Origin of the sequence: Verrucosispora sp. WMMA2121 (genome assembly GCF_027460185.1) — a bacterium.
GTDB lineage: Bacteria > Actinomycetota > Actinomycetes > Mycobacteriales > Micromonosporaceae > Micromonospora > Micromonospora palythoicola.
On record NZ_JAPZBH010000004.1, the window covers coordinates 910,163 to 928,035 of the forward strand.

A 17,873-nucleotide genomic window follows, 5' to 3' on the forward strand; every position below is an offset into this window, starting at 1 on the left:
GCCGCCCGCGCCGCCCGCGCCGCCCGCGCCGGCGATCATGCAGTTATGGCTGTCCATTTGTCGCAATTGACAGCCTTCCGTGCGACCACAATTGCATGATCGGCGCGGTGGTGGGGCAGGGCGGCGGGGTGGGGGTGTCGGCGGGGTGGGGGGTGGGTAACTCCGAGATGTTGTGGCGTGGCTGGCGAATACGGGGCTGATGCCGCCGTCCACGCATCGATCAGGAGGTGAAGATCATGAAGTTTCCTTCGCTGTTGCGCCGGGACGAATCGGCGGCACCGACGGACGACGACCGGGGCCGGACCGGGACGGTCGCCACCGACACCCGCACCGACGCGGGCGGCACCGACGGCAGCACCGAGCAGCGCCGAACGCCGACCGGCAACACCGTCGTCACCGGGCGGGCTGCCACCGACCGGAGCGCCGGCCCGGACACCGACCGGGCGACTCCCCAGCCCGACGCGGAGCGGGCCGCCGAGGCCCGGGCCGCCACCGCCCGCTCCACCGTGCACGGTGGCCGGAGCGGCCGCGCCGCCACCGAGACCACCGACCGCGACGGGACCGTGGACGGCCACCGCACCACGAGCCTCGACCGCGCTGTCGACGGCCACCGCACCGCCGAGGGCGACCGGATCGCCGACGAGGACCGGCGCGCCGACCGTGACCGGACCACCGACACCGTCGAGCGGGACGGCACCGTGGATGACCGGACGCCCGACGGCGAGACCGATCGGGACGTACCGCCGGCACCCGTCGGCCCGCGACCCCGGGCCAGCCTGCTGGCCACGCTCGGCCTGATCGTCGGCGTCGGCAGCGTCCTGTTCGTGCTCACCGGCGCCCTCGCCGGTTACGGCATCGCGCTGGGCGCGGTCGGGGCGGTGCTCGCCGTACTCGGACTGATGGCCACCCGCCGGCGGCACATCGCCGGCAAGTCCGACGCGCTGCTGGGCATCGCCTTCGGGCTCGGAGCGGTGGTGCTGGGCGTGCTCGCGATGACCGGTCAGTACGACTGGCCGACCACCGACGGGGACACCGTGGTCCGCTTCCGCGAGTGGCTTGATTCACAGTTTGTGGACCGCCTCTAACGGGCACTTTTCGCCCCGCCGGTGGTTCACCGGTGCCGGACGGTGCGAAACCGACCGTAGCCCGATCAGTTCTGGTGGTTCACCAGCCGGGCGCACACGCTCGTCAGGGGCGGCGAATCGCCGCCCCTGACGTATGCCCGGGGAGGCTCGGGCCCTGACGTGGGTCGCCCGGCGAGTCGGGCCACGACCCATACGCAATGAATCTGCACCACTCGGGTGCCAAACGCAATGATCTGCCGCTTAATGCAAGGGTTCGCGGTGGATCCTGCTGGTCTTGCCCGCATACCGTTGAGCCACGGCGCCAGCCCGTGGGCCGACGGTGGCCGGGCGCGCCCGAGGCTTGGAGCAGGACAGATGACGATGGACGCCACCCGCCAACGGTTTCTGATGTGTCGGCCGACGTACTTCGCCGTCGACTACACGATCAACCCGTGGATGGATCCGACCGCACCGGTCGACGTCGACCTCGCCGTACGGCAGTGGGAGCGGCTGCGGCAGGTCTACCTCGGCCTGGGCCACACCGTCGAGGAGATCGCACCGGTACCGGGGCTGCCCGACATGGTCTTCGCCGCCAACGGCGGCACCGTGATCGACGGCAAGGCGATGGCGGTGCAGTTCCGCGACCCGCAGCGCGCCGACGAGGCCCCCGCGTACCGCGCCTGGTTCGAGGCCGCCGGCTTCGAGATGTACGACCCGAAGCACGTCAACGAGGGCGAGGGCGACGTCCTGCTGGCCGGCGACCACCTGCTCGCCGGCACCGGTTTCCGCACCGCGCACGCCTCGCACGCCCAGCTCCAGGAGGTCTTCGGATACCCGGTGATCACCATGCAGCTGGTCGATCCCCGCTTCTACCACCTGGACACCGCGCTGACCGTGCTCGACGAACGGACCGTGGCGTACCTGCCCGAGGCGTTCTCGCCGGGCAGCCAGGCCGTGCTCCGCCGGCTCTTCCCGGACGCGGTGCACGCCACCATGGCCGACGCGGAGGTGCTCGGCCTCAACGCGGTCAGCGACGGCCGGCACGTGGTGCTGCCCGAGCAGGCCACCGACCTGGCCGCCAAGCTGCGCGACCGGGGCTACCAGACGATCGGCGTCGACCTGTCCGAGCTGCGTCGGGCCGGCGGTGGCCCGAAGTGCTGCACGTTGCGACTCCGTCAGGGAAAGGCAGACCGATGATCGAGGACATGCTGCGGACCCCCGCCGCGGTGCAGGACTCGGAGCGGCACACCGCGCACAACTACCACCCGCTGCCGGTGGTGATCACCTCGGCCGAGGGTGCCTGGGTGACCGACGTGGACGGCAACCGCTACCTGGACTGCCTGGCCGGCTACTCGGCGCTGAACTTCGGTCACCGGCATCCGACGCTGGTCGCCGCCGCACACGCCCAGCTCGACAGGCTCACGCTGACCAGCCGGGCGTTCATCCACGACCAGTTCGCCGACTTCTGCCGGGAACTGGCGGCGCTGTGCGGCAAGGATCTGGTGCTGCCGATGAACACCGGGGCCGAGGCCGTGGAGACCGGCATCAAGGTGGCCCGCAAGTGGGGCTACCAGGTCAAGGGGGTACCGGCCGGCCAGGCGAACATCGTGGTCGCGGAGGGCAACTTCCACGGGCGGACGACCACGATCGTCAGCTTCTCCACCGACTCCGACGCCCGGGCCGACTTCGGGCCGTACACGCCGGGCTTCCGGATCGTGCCCTACGGCGACCTGGCCGCGCTGACCGAGGCGATCGACGAGCACACCGTCGCCGTGCTGCTGGAGCCGATCCAGGGCGAGCAGGGCGTGGTGGTGCCGCCCGAGGGCTACCTGCCCGGCGTACGGCGGCTGTGCACCGAGCGCGATGTGCTGTTCATCGCCGACGAGATCCAGTCCGGCCTGGGCCGTACCGGCGCCACGTTCGCCTGCGAGCAGGAGGGCGTCGTGCCGGACATGTACCTGCTGGGCAAGGCGCTCGGCGGAGGCATCGTGCCGGTCTCCGCGGTGGCCGCCGACGCGGACGTGCTCGGCGTACTCAAGCCCGGCCAGCACGGTTCCACCTTCGGCGGTAACCCCCTCGCCTGCGCCGTGGCGACCGAGGTGGTCCGGCTGCTGGCGACCGGCGAGTTCCAGCGCCGCTCCGCCGCACTCGGCGAGCGGCTGCACGCCGGGCTGCGCGGCCTGATCGGCAAGGGTCTGGTCGCGGTACGCGGCCGAGGTCTGTGGGCCGGCCTGGACATCGACCCGGCGCTGATGAGCGGCCGACAGGCCTGCGAACGGCTGATGGAGCGTGGGGTGCTGGCCAAGGACACGCACGGCTCGACCATCCGGCTCGCGCCGCCGCTGGTGATCACCGAGGAGGAGATCGACCACGCGGTGGCGCAGCTGACCGCCGTACTGGCCGGCTGAGCTGTCGTACCGCCGGTGGCGCCGGGCCGACGGTCCCGGCGCCACCGGCGTCAGCGCGGCAGGCGCATCGCCATGGTCGGTGCCTCGGACATCACCGAGTCCGGGTTGTACGGCGCTCCCGCCGGGAACTCGTCCGGCCGGCCGACCTGTACCCCGGGATACAGCTCCACCATGTCACCGGCGCCGAGCACCCGGGACTGCTGGGGGGCCAGTGCCAGCCGGTCCGTCTCCGCCAGGGAGCCACCCGGCCGTACGCCCGAACCGTTGGTGCTGACGTCGGTCGCCACGACGTCCGCACCGCGCAGCTCCAGCCGCAGGTGGTTGCGGCTGATCCAGCGTCGCGCCTCGTCGTTGAGCCACTGGCCGAGCATGATGCCGCCGGAGCCCTCCGGCGCCCGGCCGATCATCACCGGCTGGTCCTCGGTGAGCACGAAACGACGACGGATCAGGCCACCGACGCGTACCGCGAGAACCTCACTGCGCGGCCGGGGCCCGGCATCCCGCAGCCGCGAACCGTGCCGGGGGCAGGTGGGCACGCCGTTGCGCAGCGACGGCGGCGGCTGCCCGGTCGGCGCGCGGTCGATCCGGGCCAGGTCGGCGAAGGCTCCGCCGCCACCGGCACCGCCGAACAGCGTGCAGCCGGACTCGGGGCACCGCCACTCACGGGAGAGCAGCTTGACACCGGCCGGTGAGGGCGGGCCGGCGACCGGGGTGTGACCGCCGCCGACGTGGGCGATGAAGACCGGGCCGCCGGCACCCGGCACCGGGGCGAGGACCCGGCCGGGCTGCTCCACCAGCCAGGGAAACCGCCCGCGTAGGCCGTCGAAGCGGACCCGGCTGAGCACCGGCAGGCCGAGCAGGTCGGCCACCTCCAGCATCCGGTCACCGGGGTTGTCGAGCACCTCCACCAGGCCGTCGTCGGCCCACCGACGCACCACCATCCGCTCGTTGGAGGTGAGGTCGGCGTCGGAGAGCATCCCGCGGTGCACGACCGCGTAGACCGGAACGCTGTCCTCCTCCAGGCTGCGCGCCAGCGCATCGATGACCATGCCGAGGCGCAGCGAACTCGCCGGCCGCCCACCGTCGAGATCCTGGTAGCGGATGATCTCCGCCAGGTCGAGCACCGCGCGGGCCAGTTGCGGGTCGGTGCAGACCCGACCCTCGATGGCGTCCAGCACCTTGCTGATCTCGAACCTCATCAGGCACTCTCCACGATCTCGTCGATCCGCCGGGCCAGTCGGATGTCACGCATGGTGACCCCGCCGACCGAGTGGGTCACGCAGCGGAAGGTCACCGTGCGCCACCGGATGTCGATGTCGGGGTGGTGGTCCAGTTCCTCTGCCGTGGCGGCGACCCGGTCGACCACTGCGATGGCGTCCAGGAAGCTGACCAGCTCCACGGTTCGGGTGATCCCGGCGGGGTCTCCCGACCAGCCCGCCAGCCCACCCAGCTCGTCTCGCACCGCCTCGGCGGTGAGCACCTCTGCCATGGCCAGACCCTACCGGTGCCGACCGGCACCACCGCCACCCGCGACCCACCCACCCGATCACTCATCGGAGGCGGCAACATCAGGGAAGTAGTTCCATCCTGTTTGGGCTGGTAGGGGGGTCTTGACTGTGGGGTTGGTGGTGGTGGGTGGGCTGGTTACGGGGTGGGTGATCTTTTGGTTGATCGTTTGGCATGCCTCGTTTGGTGGGTTGTTAGCGGGTGGTGTGGCTTTGGGTCAGGACGGTGAGGGCGCGGAGCAGGGTGGTGGCGTGGCGGTGGTTGCCGCGTAGTTGGTGGAGGATGCGCCAGTTCTTCAGGTCGGCGAAGCCGTGTTCGTTGGTGGCGCGTTCGCCTGCGATGAGGTTGTTGACGGCGTGTTGGTAGCGGGTCAGTGGGTGGGCGCGGGCGGGTCGGCGGCCGGTGATGATGGTGGGGTGGTCGTCGGGTCGGCCGGGGGGTTGGCGGCGTGGTCGTAGGCCGGGGTAGGGGCCGGGTTGGTCGTCGAGGTTGGTGAAGCCGAGGTCGCAGATGGCGGCCAGGTCGTGGTGGCGTAGGTGGGCGGGGATGCGGTGTCGGCGGGCTGCGGTGATCTCGGCGGTGCGGCCGGGGTAGGCGGCGGAGATCCACAGCAGGTTTCCGGTCAGGTCGGTGATGGCGAGCACTGTCAGGCCGAAGGTTTTGTGTTTGCCGTTGTAGTGGGCGTGGCGGCGGCGTCGGTCGCGGGGGCGTTGGACGGGGATCAGGGTGCCGTCGAGCAGGACCACCTGTGTGTGGTGGCGGGCGCGGCGCAGGATCCGGGACAGTCGGGGCATCTGGGCGGCGAGGGTGGTGATCACCTGGTTGACCCAGCGGCGGACGGTGTTGGCGGAGATGCCATTGGCGGCGGCCAGGTCGACCGGGCGTTGGTCGTGACGCAGCACTGCGAGGACGATCGCTGCTGCGCTGTGGTCGGGTAGCTTGCGCCATCGTGAGCGCACCTGGGCTCGGTGACGGCGGATGGCGGTGGTGACCGTGGTCAGTGTCTTCGTGGACAGCGGCAGACGGGACTGGTAGACAAGCGGCGAGCCCTCGGCCGGCGGGTTTTTGTGTGTCACGACCGAACACCCTGGCCGAGGGCTCACCTGTATGTCATGCAGGCCACGCTGGTGCCGGGCAAACGATCAACCCGGAGATCATCTCTTCGTGGACCTGCTCAATCACCCACCACCGCCCAACGGTCAAGACCTACTGACCAGCGGATTCAGGATGGAACTACCTCAGGGATGTTGTCGCCTCCGCCGCCGTCTGACACAGCAGAATCCCCGATGATGTCGCCCTCGGCGTGGTCCGTGGCGATGTTGGGCAGACGCTGGCCCCGAGGGTGGTCGTGGGGCCGGCCGTCAGCTCATCCGGCTGACGGCGGATCGCAGTCGGAGCAGGTCCCGACGGCGACGTTCGTAGGTGGTGGCCAGGCCGATCAGCGCCAGCCCGGCGGCGGCCAGAAAGGCCCACCGGGGCAGCAGGTCCCAGCTGCGCACCAGCTCGTACAGGGCCAACAGGCTCAGCGTGCCCGCGCCGAGCAGCACCGGCGCCTGCCAGCGGCGGACCGCACCGAGCAACGTCGCGGCGAGCGCGGCGGCGCCGAGCAGCAGTCGCCGCCAGGGGTCCGGGTCGGCGCCGAACAGCACGGCGGTCAGGCTGGGCAGCAGCAGGGCGGCCAGGCCCGGGCCGAGCGCGAGCCAACTGTTCAGTCCCGGCCGGGTACGCAGCCCCACCGCACCGGCGCCCAGCGCCACCGCCGCCAGCGGCACCGTGTACGCCTCCAGCACGCTGACCCCGCCGGCCGCCAGCAGCAGCCAGACGGCCAGCAGTTCGCTGCCCCCGCCGATACCGGCGAAGACCCAGCGTCGCTCGATCGACTCGTCCCGACGCAACAGCCGGACCCCCGTCGCCACGCCCCACAGCACGCAGATCGTCGCGGCGTGCCGGAGTGCGCCAACGGTGAGCAGCAGCGCGAGCAGCGCCACCGCCTGCGCGGCGACGTCCAGCACCCGGCCCAGCAGCACCCCCGCTGCGGGGGCGGCGGAGGTCCCGAACGCCGTTCGGGTGGTTCCCGCCGTCGGCGCAACGGTCGGTGGAGGCCCTGCCGGTCGCGGCGGGCTCCACCGGCTCGACGGCAGCGTCGCGGCGAGCGCGAGGGTGAGCGCGGCGACACCGAGCACCGCGAACGCCGCCACCCGCGGCGGCTGCCCGCCGGCCAGCGGTGCGGTGACCGCGAACCCGGTCGCCGCCGCCACCGCCACCAGCCAGCCGAGTACGCGTACCGGCACCCCACGCGCGGCCACGCCGACGACCGTGGCCGCCACCACCAGCAGTCCCAGCGCGCCCAGGGTGCCCGCCCGGGTGGCGTGCAGGTTGAGCAGTCCGGCGACCGCCAGCACCAGACCGACCGGCAGGGCCACCGCACCGAACCGTCCGCCCGGGCGGGACAGCGCGACGGTCAGCAGCAGAGCCACCCCGCCGAGCAGCGCCACCGCCGGCACCACCGGCCACGGCGTGGCGGCGGCGACCAGCAGCACCGGACCGGCCGCGGCCACGAAGGGCAGCACCGCACCGGCCACCCGCCAACCATCGGTACCAGCGCCCCTGTCACCGGCGACGCGTGCGTCGTCGCCACTGCCACCGGCGACGCGTGCGTCGTCGCCACTGTCACGGCCACCCGGACCAGCGCCGACACCCGCAGCGCCACCCACGGCACCCGGCTGCGCGCCGGGCCCCGCGGCCCGCGCGGCGTCGACTGGCCGCGTCTCGGGGCGGGGGCGCGAGGCCGGCCAGACGGCCAGCGCCGCCGCCAACGCCAGCAGTGCCATGGTCAGGCCGACCGGCAGGGCGTCCGATGCCGCCCGGGTCGCTGGCGCACCGGACCACGGTGCGGACGGCGGCCCGTACGGCGTCAGCAGGGCGGACAGCACCATCGGTAGGGCCGCCACCGTCGCCACCGTGGCCAGCACCAGCCCGGCCACCGGCAACAGCCCCGCCGGGCCAGCCCGGAATCCGGCGAGCGCGACAAGCGACGTCGCCACCGCCGCGTACACCGTCACCTGCTCCGCACCCGGCACGGCCAGGGGCGACAGGCCGGTCAGCACGGCCACCACGGCAAGCCCGGTCGAGGCGTACCCGGCCAGTTCGGGCCAGGACCGACGCAGCGCGAGCAGCGCCACCGCCGGCAGCGCGACGGCGGCCAGCGCGCCCCGAGCCTGCCACCACGGCGGGGCACCGACGCCGATCAGCGCGATCGCCGCCGCCGCCGGTACCACGAGCACCGCGGCAGCCAGCCCGCAACCAGCCACCGTCCGCCGCACCGGGTCACCGCCCCGGCCGGCGACCGCCACGCCGAGGCCGACGGCCAGGACCACCGCGCAGGCGCTACCGGCACCGATCGGGTCGGCCAGCCCGACCAGCAGCCCGTGCCCGAGCAGTGCCGCACCGGCCGAGGCCGAGGTGAGCGCCGCGACGGTGGGCAGCGTCGGGCGGACCACCGCCGCGAACAGCAACACCACCCCGACCCCGAGGTCGATCGCGACCACCGCCGGCCACGGCGCGGCCCAGGCCACCGGCACGGCGAACGTGGTCGCGGCGAGACCGCTCGTCAGCACCGCCGACTGCACCGCCCGGGGCAGCAGCACCGCCACCGCCACCGAGGTCAGCGCCACCGCCACCGGCAGCTGCCAGCCCCAGGCGAACAACGGGCCCGCCGTGGCGCCCCGCCACGGCGGCAACGACCGACCCACGGCGGCACCCGCCAGCAGCAGGCCCGCCAACGTCGCCAGCAGCCCGCCACCGCCGGCCACCAGCAAGGCACCCACGCGTGGACCGGGCCGCCAGTCGGGCGGGAGCAGCCGTACCGCACCGGCCAGTCCGGCCGCGACCAGCGCTGCCACCAGCAGCCACACCGAGGCGCATAGCTCCACCACCGGGCGGACCACCGCAGCGGCCAGCACCGGCACCAGCGCGCCGGCCGCCAGCGCCTGTACCGACCCGCCACCGGCCAGCAACGCCGCGCCGAAGGCGGTGAGTGCCACCAGCAGCATCGGCCCGCCGGCCAGCAGCGGTACCCCGGCCGCCCGACCGACCAGCAGGGGCACCAATGCGCAGCCCGCGGCGAGTAGCAACCAGCCGGCGAACCAGGCCCAGGCCAGGAGCGTCCCGGCCAGCCGCACCGCCGGTGTCGTCGCGGCCCCCTCGTCCGCGACGACACCGGCCCGCCGCCGCAGCGCGACGACCACCGCCAGGTCGACCAGTGCCACCCCGACGAAGACCACCGCCCACCCGGCCGGTTCCGGACGGAACTCGGCAGCCAGCAGCGGCAACAGCGGCTGAACGACCAGCAGCGCGGCGAACCACGGCACGGCCAGGCGGCTGATCCGGGCGTAACCGACCGTCACCGCCGCGCTGATCGCCACCACCAGGGCGGCGTACCGGCTGCCCGGCCAGGCGGTCACCCCGAACAGGTCGACCGACCAGGCGGCGTATCCGTCGAGCAGTACCAGCAGCAGCCCGACGGCGGCGAAGGTCTCGGCGGTGCCGCGCAGTCCCCGCCGACGTGCGATCAGCGGCACCGCCAGCAGCAGGGCGGTGAACGCCAGCAGGATGGCTGCCCGACCAGCCACCCCGACCGACGCCCAGGCGACCGCGGTGAAGACCGTCGCCGCCGTGCCGAGCAGCAGTCCACCCAGGACGAAGAGCAGGCCCTGCACCGTCCGCGTCGACGTCTCCGCGCCACCCGGGCGCACCGGGACGGACGCGGACCGGCCACCGGTCGACACCGGAGCGGTCGCCGGATGCCCGCCGACGGCCGGTACGGCGCGGTGGCCCGGCGGCGTGCTGGACACCGGGAACTCGGCCCGGACCGCGGCGGCCAGTTCGGCCCGCCGCCGCCGCACGGTGTCCAGCCGCCCGACCAACCCCTCGTACGCCTGACGGGCCCGCTGCACCTCACCGCCCAGCGCGACGATCTCCCGGTCGAGCCGGATCACCTCGGCGGCGGCCTGGTGCGGCGGTGGGCCGCAGCCGGTGCAGCCGGAGGTCAGATTCGCCGGGCTTCCGCAGGCCGGGCAGGGGTAGGCGTTGTCCACGCCGTCATCCTCGACGGCCGGGCGCCGCCGGCACCAGAGTGCGCGTACTCAGGAGCGGGTGTGCTCGAAGACCCAGGCGGCGTACCCGGGATGGCCACACTCGACCCGGGTGACCAGGATCTCCGGCACCTCGTACGGATGGCTGGCCCGCAACTGCTCGACCAACGCGTCGACCCGGTCGGGCGCGGTCTTGAACTGCACCGACCATTCGGTGCTGGTCTCCACGCCCGACCGCCACCAGTATGTGCTGTCCACCTGGCCACCCACCTGCGCGCAGGCCGCCAACCGCCCGGCCACCGCGGCGGCGGCCAGCAGATCGGCGACCGACCGCGCGTCGACCACCGTCGTCACCACGCTGATCTGCTCCACCCGCGCACCTTACGTCGCGTCGTCGCGGTTGGTCGCGATCCACTCGTCTATCCGACTCCACCATTCGTAGAGCCAGTCGATGCGCTCCTGTCGGCCGGTCGGCACCTCCTCCGGCGGCACCGACCAGAACCGCATCACCAGCCGCTTGTCCATCGGCAGTTCCCGCCACACGTCGGTGACGGTGAGCATCCGGTCCAGGCCGGTGTGCGCCACGAAGATCACCCCGGCGTCCGGTGCGGCGTCCAGCGCCGCCAGCAGCCCACCCGGCTGTGGGGCGAGCACGTGCCGCATCGCCTCCGCCTTCAGCGCCATCCGCTCGTGTCCCCGGTCGCGCAGCCGGGCGATGGCCCGCAGCCGGCGTTTCGGGGTGAAGTTGCTGCCCTCGGGAAAGATCACGAAGGCGTCGTCCTCGTCCAACCCGGTGGCCAGATGCCCGACCTGCTCGGTCAGCGAGCCCCGCCCGTCGTGCCCCGGCGCGATGAACCGGCTCGGCAACCGGTTGAGCAGCACGTCGATCGCCGGATCCCACTGAAGGGTGTCCTTGAGCACGATCCGTGGCTCCCGCCGGAACCAGTTCACCAGCGCGTGGATCAGGATGAACGAGTCACCCGGACCGGCGTGCCGGCACAGCACCAGTTCCGGCCGGCCCGGCAGGGCGGTGTCCGGGTCGGTACCGACCACGTCGATGCGCAGTCGCAGCATCCACCGGGCCTGCCAGAAGAACACCCGCAGGAACCAGCCGGCCAGCACGTAGTGGGCCCGTTGGAAGGCGGGTGCGCGGACCCGCCAGCCGAACCCGGAGCCGACCCAGAGCCCGAAGAGGCTCAGCAGCGCCGCGGCGTCCCAGACCAGGTAGAAGCAGCCGAGCCAGAGCAACCGCAGGGGACGCAGGTGCCCGGGAACGAACGGGGACACGGCGAGGGCGAGCAGGGCCCACAGCGGCACCGTGGTGACCAGCAGGATCGCCAGCAGCACCACGCCCGGTGCCAGCAGCAGTCGACGCAGCCAACGCGGCGGTAACGGCATCAGCGTTCCAGGTTGGCCAGGTAGTGCCGGGAGGCCGAGTAGGCCCGGCTGATCCGTCGGCCCACCGCCGCCATGTCCCGGTACGCCCACGGAGTGTCGTCGCGTGGCTCGAGCCCGCCGGTCGGCAGCACGTGCACCTCCACCCCGTCGGGCAGGGCGGCCATCTCGCGGGCGAACCGGTGCCGGCGGGCGATCTCGAACGCGACCTGGGCGATCTCCCAGGGGCGCCGGGGCGGTGCCAGCGCCCGCTCGATCCGGCCCACCTGGAGTACGAAGATCCGGCTGGCGCCGGCCGCGACCGCCTCGCCGATCGGGATGGAGTTGACGATCCCGCCGTCCACGTAGTGCTGATCACCGATGCGGGCCGGCGGCAGCAGGCCCGGCACCGAGGCGGAGGCGAGGACCGCCGGCACCACCGGCCCGCTGACGAACCAGTGCTCGGCGGCCCGCTCGATGTTCGCCGCGCAGCAACGGAACGGAATCTTCAGATCGGCGAAGGTGGTCTGGGCACCGAGTTCGTTCTCCAACAGCTTGCGCAGTGGCCGGGGCGAGTGCAGGTGGGTACGGGCGGCGAAGCGTCGCAGCTGCCGGGCGACCGAGTCGCCGTACACCTCGCTGGCCTCCGGGGAGGCCCAGAGCCGTACCAACCGGTCGGTCACCGCCTCGGACGGGTCGGCCGCCACCAGGGCGCCGTTGACCGCGCCGATGGAGGTGCCGAGCACCAGGTCGGGCCGGATTCCGGCCCGGAACAGGGCGCGCAACATGCCCACCTCGACCGCGCCCAGGACGCCCCCGCCGCCGAGCACGAAAGCCACCGGTCCCCGCGCCATGCCGTTCATCCTGGCACGGCCGGGCACCGACGGTCCCCTCCCGTACGCCCTCGCACCCCTGGCACCCCCCACCGCTACGCGACGCCACCGGCCGGTCGCACCCACCGATATGCATCGAGGCCCGTTGACAGGTGAGCAACATTCGCGCAACCTGATACCGCTCCCACCTATGAGGCAGGTGCGATCCGTGAAGCCAGCGCTGCAGCCCGGCCGGTTGCTGGCCACCAGATACCGGCTGATCGACCAGATCGGCTCCGGCGGCATGTCGGTGATCTGGCGGGCCCACGACGAGGTACTCGACCGGGTGGTCGCACTGAAGGTGCTCGCCCCGTCACTGGCCGCCGACGCCAGGTTCCGCGACATGGTCCGCGAGGAGGCCCGCGCCGCCGCACAGTTGGTCCACCCGAACGTCACCTCGGTGCACGACTACGGCGAGACGGTGTCGCCGGACGGCGCCATCACCTCGTTCGTGGTGATGGAACTGCTCGCCGGTGAGGAGCTGGAGTTCCGGCTCACCGAGGGTCCGCTGCCGTGGCCACAGGCGGTGGAGATCGGCGCCCAGGTCGCCGACGCGCTGGCCGCCGCGCACCGGCTCGGCATCGTGCACCGGGACATCACCACGGCCAACGTGATGATGACCCAGGTCGGCGCGAAGGTGCTCGACTTCGGCATCGCCACCCGGATCGGCGCCCCGGACGACGACGAGGACGGTGCCACCTTCGGCACCCCCGCCTACGTGGCGCCGGAGCGGCTCGACGGCGCGCCGGCCCAACCGGCGACCGACGTCTACTCGCTCGGGGTGCTGCTGCACGAGACCCTGACCGGCCGGGTGCCGTACCCGGCGGACACCTGGGACGAACTCACCGTGGCGCTCGCCGAGCGCCCGCCGCCGTCGCTGGCCGGGGTGCCGGGGTTGCCGGCCACGGTGGCCGAGATCTGTCTGCGCTGCCTGTCGCGGGATCCTGCCGACCGTCCCACCGCGCGACAGGTGGCCACCGTGCTGCGTGACCAGATGCTGCCCGCCGATCCGCAGGCCAACACGATGCTCGCGCCCACCGTCACGCTGCCCACGACGGGCCGCCCCGACGTGGCCGCCCCGGCTCCCGCCTGGGTCCTACCGACCGTCGGTCCCGCCGCTCTGCAGCCTGCTCTCGCCGGGGCCCTCTCCGGCGCGCCGGCAGGCACCTCGGTCGCTCCGGGTGGCACGGTCGACGCCGCCGGGCAGCCGGACGGGCGCGACGCGCAGACCGCCACCGGGCTGGTCGACGGCGGGTCCGTACCGGTCTCCGGGGTGGATCCGGGGCGGGGGCGGCGGCTGCCGCGCCCGGCACCGGTGACCGGCGACGACCCGCGGCGGGGGCGGCGACCGTGGCGCCCGCTGCTCGTCACGGCGGCCGTGGTCACACTGATCGCTACGGCGCTGACGGTGCCGGCGCTGCTGCCGGACGACGACGCCGGACCGCCCGCCGTGCTGCCCACGACCGGACCGACGGCGACGGCCGAGCCGGCCCCACCGGACGACACCGTCAGCGTGCCGCCGAGCCCCGCACCGTCGAGCACCTCGGCCACGCCAGCGGCGACGACCGGCGCGCCGAACCCGCCCCCGGGTGGTGGCGACAGCCTCGTCGAGGCCGCGAACCGCTTGGACGAGGTGATCGGTGCCGGTCTCGCCGACGGTGGCATCCGTGACGATGTCGGCCTCGACCTGCGCAACGAACTGCGCAACCTGACCCGGGAGGTGACCGGCGGCGAGGGTGAGTTGGGGCCCGGCGTCGCCCGGCTCCGGGAAAAGGTCTCCATCCGACTGCGCGAGAAGGGTCTGAGCCCGGCGTACGCGCAGCAGTTGGACGCGGCGATCACCGCGCTCGGTGCCGCGCAGGTCTGAGCGGCACGACCGGTCAGGCCGGGGTGACCCGGGCCGGCTCGCGGACCGCGGCCCGGGGGGTCGCGGCCGCGAGGAAGCGGCGGTACACCTCCTCGTAGCCGGCGGCCATCCGCTCGGTGGAGAAGGTCCGGGCCACGTGCGCCACGCAGTCCTCCGGGGCGAGATCGACGGACCGCCGCAGGGCCGCCGGCAGCTCGTCCGGCCGCTGGCAGATCAGCCCGCTCACCCCGGGGCGGACCAGTTCCGGCACCGCGCCCCGATTCAGCGCCACCACCGGCGTCCCGGTCGCCATCGCCTCCAGCATCACGATGCCGAACGGCTCCTCCCACTGGATCGGCATGACCAGGCAGCGCGCCTCGACCAGCAGCCGCAGCACGGCCTTCCGGTCGGCGTCGAGCACCACCGTGACGTCCGGCCCGAGCATCGGCCGGATCACCTCGTCGTAGTAGCGCCGCTCGGCGGGCTCGTTGCACTTGCCGGCCAGCACCAGCGGCAGACCGGCCGCCCGGCAGGCCCGGATGGCCAGTTCCGGCCCCTTGTCCGGGCTGAACCGGGCGAGCCACAACACGGGTCCGTGGCTGGGGGCCTCCTTGCGCGGGAAGCCGTCCAGGCTCATCGCGTTGTGCACGGTGCCGACCCAGGGCAGCTGCGGGTTCAACCCCCGTTGGGTGTGTGAGATCGCGACCAGGCCGACCCCCCGGTCGGTGTCGCTGAGCACCGTGCCGTACTCGCCCACCGGGTTGCCGTGCACCGTTGCCACGGTGGGTACCTGCCGTCGCCCGGCCACCAGCGGACCGATCGTGCTGTGGTCGTGCACGATGTCGAAATCAGCCGCACTGAGCAGATGGTTGACCCGGGCCAGGTGGGCCAGTTCGGGCAGCGCCTCACCGAGGCGGTCGAACTGCAACTCGTCGAGGGTGGCGAGGAAGTCGGCGGCGGTGCCGTGCGCCGCGCCGGCACCCATCAGCGTCACCGCGTGCCCCCGGGCGATCAGGGCGTCGACCAGACCGGCCACCACGTGTTCCAGTCCGCCGTAGCCCGGCGGCGGCACCGACAGCCAGGGCGGCACGACCATGGCGATCCGCAACCGCCGCTCGCGCGCAAGGTTGTCGGCCACGTGCCCTCCCCGTTGCTGTGCGGGGGCGTCGACCCCGATCGGCTCCCCTGCTGGGATCGAGCGTCTTCCCAGTCCCGGCATGGACAAACCGGGCGCCGGATCGTCGGTTCAGCCGCCGACCAGCAGGTGGTCGCGTACCATGCACACGCCCTCGGCCGACCACGCGATCCGTTCCGCCTGATCCCGCTCCCACCAGGACCGCACCACCCCGCTCAGGGTCACCGTGTCGCCGCGTACCTGGACGATCACCCGTTCCGTGCCGATTCCCCGCATCAGGGCCCGTTGCACGTCAGTGCGGATCCGGTCGACGTCGGCCGGCGCTGGGGGCCGCACCTCGACCAGGTTGGTGACGCCGCGTACGCCCCGCAGCCGGCGCAACTCCCGCTCGGCGGTACGCCGCTGCCAACCGAACTCCACCGCACCGCGTAGCATCAGCCACCCGTCGGCGACGGTGAGGTCCAGCCGCTCGGCCGGCACGAAACTGTGCCACTCCAGCGCCCGGCTGGCCGCGATCGCCAGGTCGCCGTCGGTGATGTCGACCGGACCGGTGGGCCGCACCTCGATGTCGTCGGCGACCGCCCGCACCCCGCGTACCCGTTGGGCCCCACGCACCGCCGCCCACCTGCGGGCGGCGCTGTCCACGCCGCCGGCCAGCGACACCACCCCGTCGCGCACGCTCACCCCGATGTCGGTCGAGCGCACCTGCGCGTCCCAGGCGAGTTCGGCGAGCACGTCGCGCTGGATCTGGTCGTCGCTGCGGGTGGCCGTCGCCGTGGTCATGACACCCTCCGGTCCGCTTCGGCAGTCTCCGTCGCCGATGTTGCCGGCCGGCGGGGTGAGCGTGGTTCACCCGGTGTGGGTGAACCGGGCCCGGAACGGAGGAAGGGCGGCGGGCGCCGTGGCCAACCCCCTTGGCCACGCCACCCGCCGCCCCGGAGGGAGGAAGCAGGTCCTGTCTCGTTAGGACGCTTCGGCGAGCGTCACGGTTGCCGTCGCCTCGGCTCCATTTCGCTGGTACGTCACCTCGACCTGGTCACCGACCTTGCCGGCCTGGACGGCGGCCACCAGGTCGTTGGAGTCGTTGATCACCTTGTCGCCGAACCGGGTGATCACGTCACCCTGTTGCAGCCCGGCCCGCTCGGCCGCACTGCCCGGGTTCACCGCACCGATCAGCGCGCCGCCGTCGGGCGCCGCGTTCACGCTGACCCCCAGCGACGGGTGGCTGATCTTCTCGCCGCGCTGGAGCTTCTCCGCGACGTCCTTGGCCTTGTTGCTCGGGATGGCGAAGCCCACGCCGATGTTGCCGGTGTTGCCCTGTCCCGCGGTGGCGATCGCGGTGTTGATGCCGATCACCTCGCCCCGGGTGTTCACCAGTGCGCCACCCGAGTTGCCGGGGTTGATCGGCGCGTCGGTCTGCAGCAGCCCGGAGATCGAGCTCACCGCCTGGCCGGGTAGCTGCTGCCCCCCGCCGGCCTGGATGGTGCGGTCCCGGGCGCTGAGGATCCCCGCGGTGACCGAGCCCTGCAGGCCGAGCGGACTGCCCAGGGCGAGCACCTGGTCGCCGACCTGCATCGCGTCGCTGTCGCCGAGGGTGGCCGGCTGGAGATCGGTCAGCCCGTTCGCCTTCAGCACCGCGAGGTCGGTCTTCGGGTCGGTGCCGACAACCTCGGCCTGGGTGCTGGTGCCGTCGGCGAAGAAGACCCGGACCGTGTCGCCGCCCCCGGCGATCACGTGGTTGTTGGTCAACACGTAGCCGTCGGCACTGAGCACCACGCCGGAGCCCTCACCACTGCCGGTGCTGATGGACACCACGCTGTCCTGCACCGACGCGGCGATGCGCGGCAGGTCGGCACCGTCGATCACGGGTGCGGCGCTGTAGGTGCGGGTGATTCCGCCGCCGTCGCTCAGCGCCAGGGTGAGCGCCCCACCGGCGACGCCGCTGCCCAGCATCAGGGCGAACACCGCCACGCCGGCCCCCGCCAGCTTGGCGATCCTGCCGAGGCGGGGACCGCTGGACGGCGTGGGGGCCCACGGGTTCGGCTGCCCCGGGTAGCCGCCCGGAGTTCCGCTCTGCCCCGGGTAGCCGCTCGGCGTTCCGGCGGCCTGCCCCGGATACCCGGGCTGCCCGGCACCGGGCCCGGTCGGCTGGGCACCGCTCCAGGCGGGCTGGCCGGGATACCACGGGTTTGTGGGGTAGCGGGCGCCGGGCTGGTGCGGGTGCGGGTACGGGTGGCCGCCGGTCGGCGCCCAACCGGGCTGACCGGAGACCGGCTGTGCCGCCGGGGTCGAGCCGCCTGCGGCCGGGGCCGGCTGACTCGGCGCGCCGTCCCGGCCGAACGGCGACGGATCGACGGCCCGGACCGGTACGGTCGGCGCCTCGACCGTCGGGTCGGCGTCGGGACGGCCAGTGGACGGAGAGTCGGACCGCGCGTACTCGGCGCGGGACAGCTCGGGTTGCGACGGCTCGGCGTCGGTGGGGGCCGGCCGCCGCGGGTCGGACTCGTACTCGGTCATGCCCCTACCTTCTCCCATCGCTCTGCGTCCCGCCTTGGGCGGAACTGAGGATTGGCTG

Annotated in this window: 14 protein-coding genes; 4 read left to right on the forward strand and 10 right to left on the reverse strand. The window is 73.3% G+C overall.

Going from position 1 to position 17,873, the window contains the following annotated elements; genetic code table 11:
• Window positions 1-236: 236 nt before the first annotated feature.
• From O7605_RS04915 to rocD, 3 genes are all read left to right on the forward strand, one after another.
• Entirely contained in the window at window positions 237-1,085 is an 849-nt protein-coding gene (locus tag O7605_RS04915; protein ID WP_269738111.1) for a thrombospondin, read from the forward strand.
• A gap of 360 nt (window positions 1,086-1,445) precedes the next feature.
• The gene (ddaH, locus tag O7605_RS04920) at window positions 1,446-2,261 is read left to right on the forward strand and encodes a dimethylargininase (RefSeq protein ID WP_269738711.1); all 816 of its coding nucleotides are present in this window, start codon (window positions 1,446-1,448) and stop codon (window positions 2,259-2,261) included.
• Window positions 2,258-3,472, forward strand: coding sequence for an ornithine--oxo-acid transaminase (gene rocD / locus O7605_RS04925; RefSeq protein ID WP_269738112.1), 1,215 nt, complete (start codon window positions 2,258-2,260; stop codon window positions 3,470-3,472). Before ddaH ends, rocD begins: the two co-directional genes overlap by 4 nt.
• 50 nt (window positions 3,473-3,522) lie before the next feature.
• Here the strand turns inward: rocD and O7605_RS04930 are convergent, their stop codons facing one another.
• From O7605_RS04930 to O7605_RS04960, 7 genes are all read right to left on the reverse strand, one after another.
• The gene (locus O7605_RS04930) at window positions 3,523-4,671 is read right to left on the reverse strand and encodes an FHA domain-containing protein (RefSeq protein ID WP_269738113.1); all 1,149 of its coding nucleotides are present in this window, start codon (window positions 4,669-4,671) and stop codon (window positions 3,523-3,525) included.
• The gene (locus O7605_RS04935) at window positions 4,671-4,961 is read right to left on the reverse strand and encodes a 4a-hydroxytetrahydrobiopterin dehydratase (RefSeq protein WP_164447688.1); all 291 of its coding nucleotides are present in this window, start codon (window positions 4,959-4,961) and stop codon (window positions 4,671-4,673) included. Before O7605_RS04935 ends, O7605_RS04930 begins: the two co-directional genes overlap by 1 nt.
• Window positions 4,962-5,172: 211 nt before the next feature.
• A complete protein-coding gene (locus O7605_RS04940; protein ID WP_269738114.1) occupies window positions 5,173-6,054 on the reverse strand; it encodes a transposase family protein in 882 nt (293 codons plus the stop codon).
• Between the two features lie 285 nt (window positions 6,055-6,339).
• Entirely contained in the window at window positions 6,340-10,074 is a 3,735-nt protein-coding gene (locus O7605_RS04945) for an SCO7613 C-terminal domain-containing membrane protein (protein ID WP_269738115.1), read from the reverse strand.
• Window positions 10,075-10,122: 48 nt separating this feature from the next.
• A complete protein-coding gene (gene cutA, locus O7605_RS04950) occupies window positions 10,123-10,443 on the reverse strand; it encodes a divalent-cation tolerance protein CutA (protein ID WP_269738116.1) in 321 nt (106 codons plus the stop codon).
• A gap of 9 nt (window positions 10,444-10,452) precedes the next feature.
• Window positions 10,453-11,469, reverse strand: a complete 1,017-nt coding sequence (locus O7605_RS04955; protein ID WP_269738117.1) for a 1-acyl-sn-glycerol-3-phosphate acyltransferase — start codon at window positions 11,467-11,469, stop codon at window positions 10,453-10,455.
• Entirely contained in the window at window positions 11,469-12,299 is an 831-nt protein-coding gene (locus tag O7605_RS04960) for a patatin-like phospholipase family protein (protein WP_210827034.1), read from the reverse strand. Before O7605_RS04960 ends, O7605_RS04955 begins: the two co-directional genes overlap by 1 nt.
• Window positions 12,300-12,486: 187 nt before the next feature.
• Between O7605_RS04960 and O7605_RS04965 the strand changes: the two genes are divergently transcribed.
• Complete coding sequence (locus tag O7605_RS04965) at window positions 12,487-14,184, forward strand: serine/threonine-protein kinase (protein ID WP_269738118.1); 1,698 nt, start codon at window positions 12,487-12,489, stop codon at window positions 14,182-14,184.
• A 13-nt stretch (window positions 14,185-14,197) separates the two neighbouring features.
• On the opposite strand, the gene O7605_RS04970 is transcribed toward O7605_RS04965, so the two are convergent.
• The 3 genes from O7605_RS04970 to O7605_RS04980 form a co-directional block, all read right to left on the reverse strand.
• Window positions 14,198-15,259: a glycosyltransferase gene (locus O7605_RS04970; protein WP_269738712.1), complete on the reverse strand. Its 1,062-nt coding sequence runs from the start codon at window positions 15,257-15,259 to the stop codon at window positions 14,198-14,200.
• Between the two features lie 150 nt (window positions 15,260-15,409).
• Window positions 15,410-16,081, reverse strand: coding sequence for a BON domain-containing protein (locus tag O7605_RS04975; protein WP_269738119.1), 672 nt, complete (start codon window positions 16,079-16,081; stop codon window positions 15,410-15,412).
• Window positions 16,082-16,261: 180 nt separating this feature from the next.
• Window positions 16,262-17,815, reverse strand: coding sequence for a S1C family serine protease (locus tag O7605_RS04980; protein ID WP_269738120.1), 1,554 nt, complete (start codon window positions 17,813-17,815; stop codon window positions 16,262-16,264).
• Window positions 17,816-17,873 lie beyond the last annotated feature (58 nt).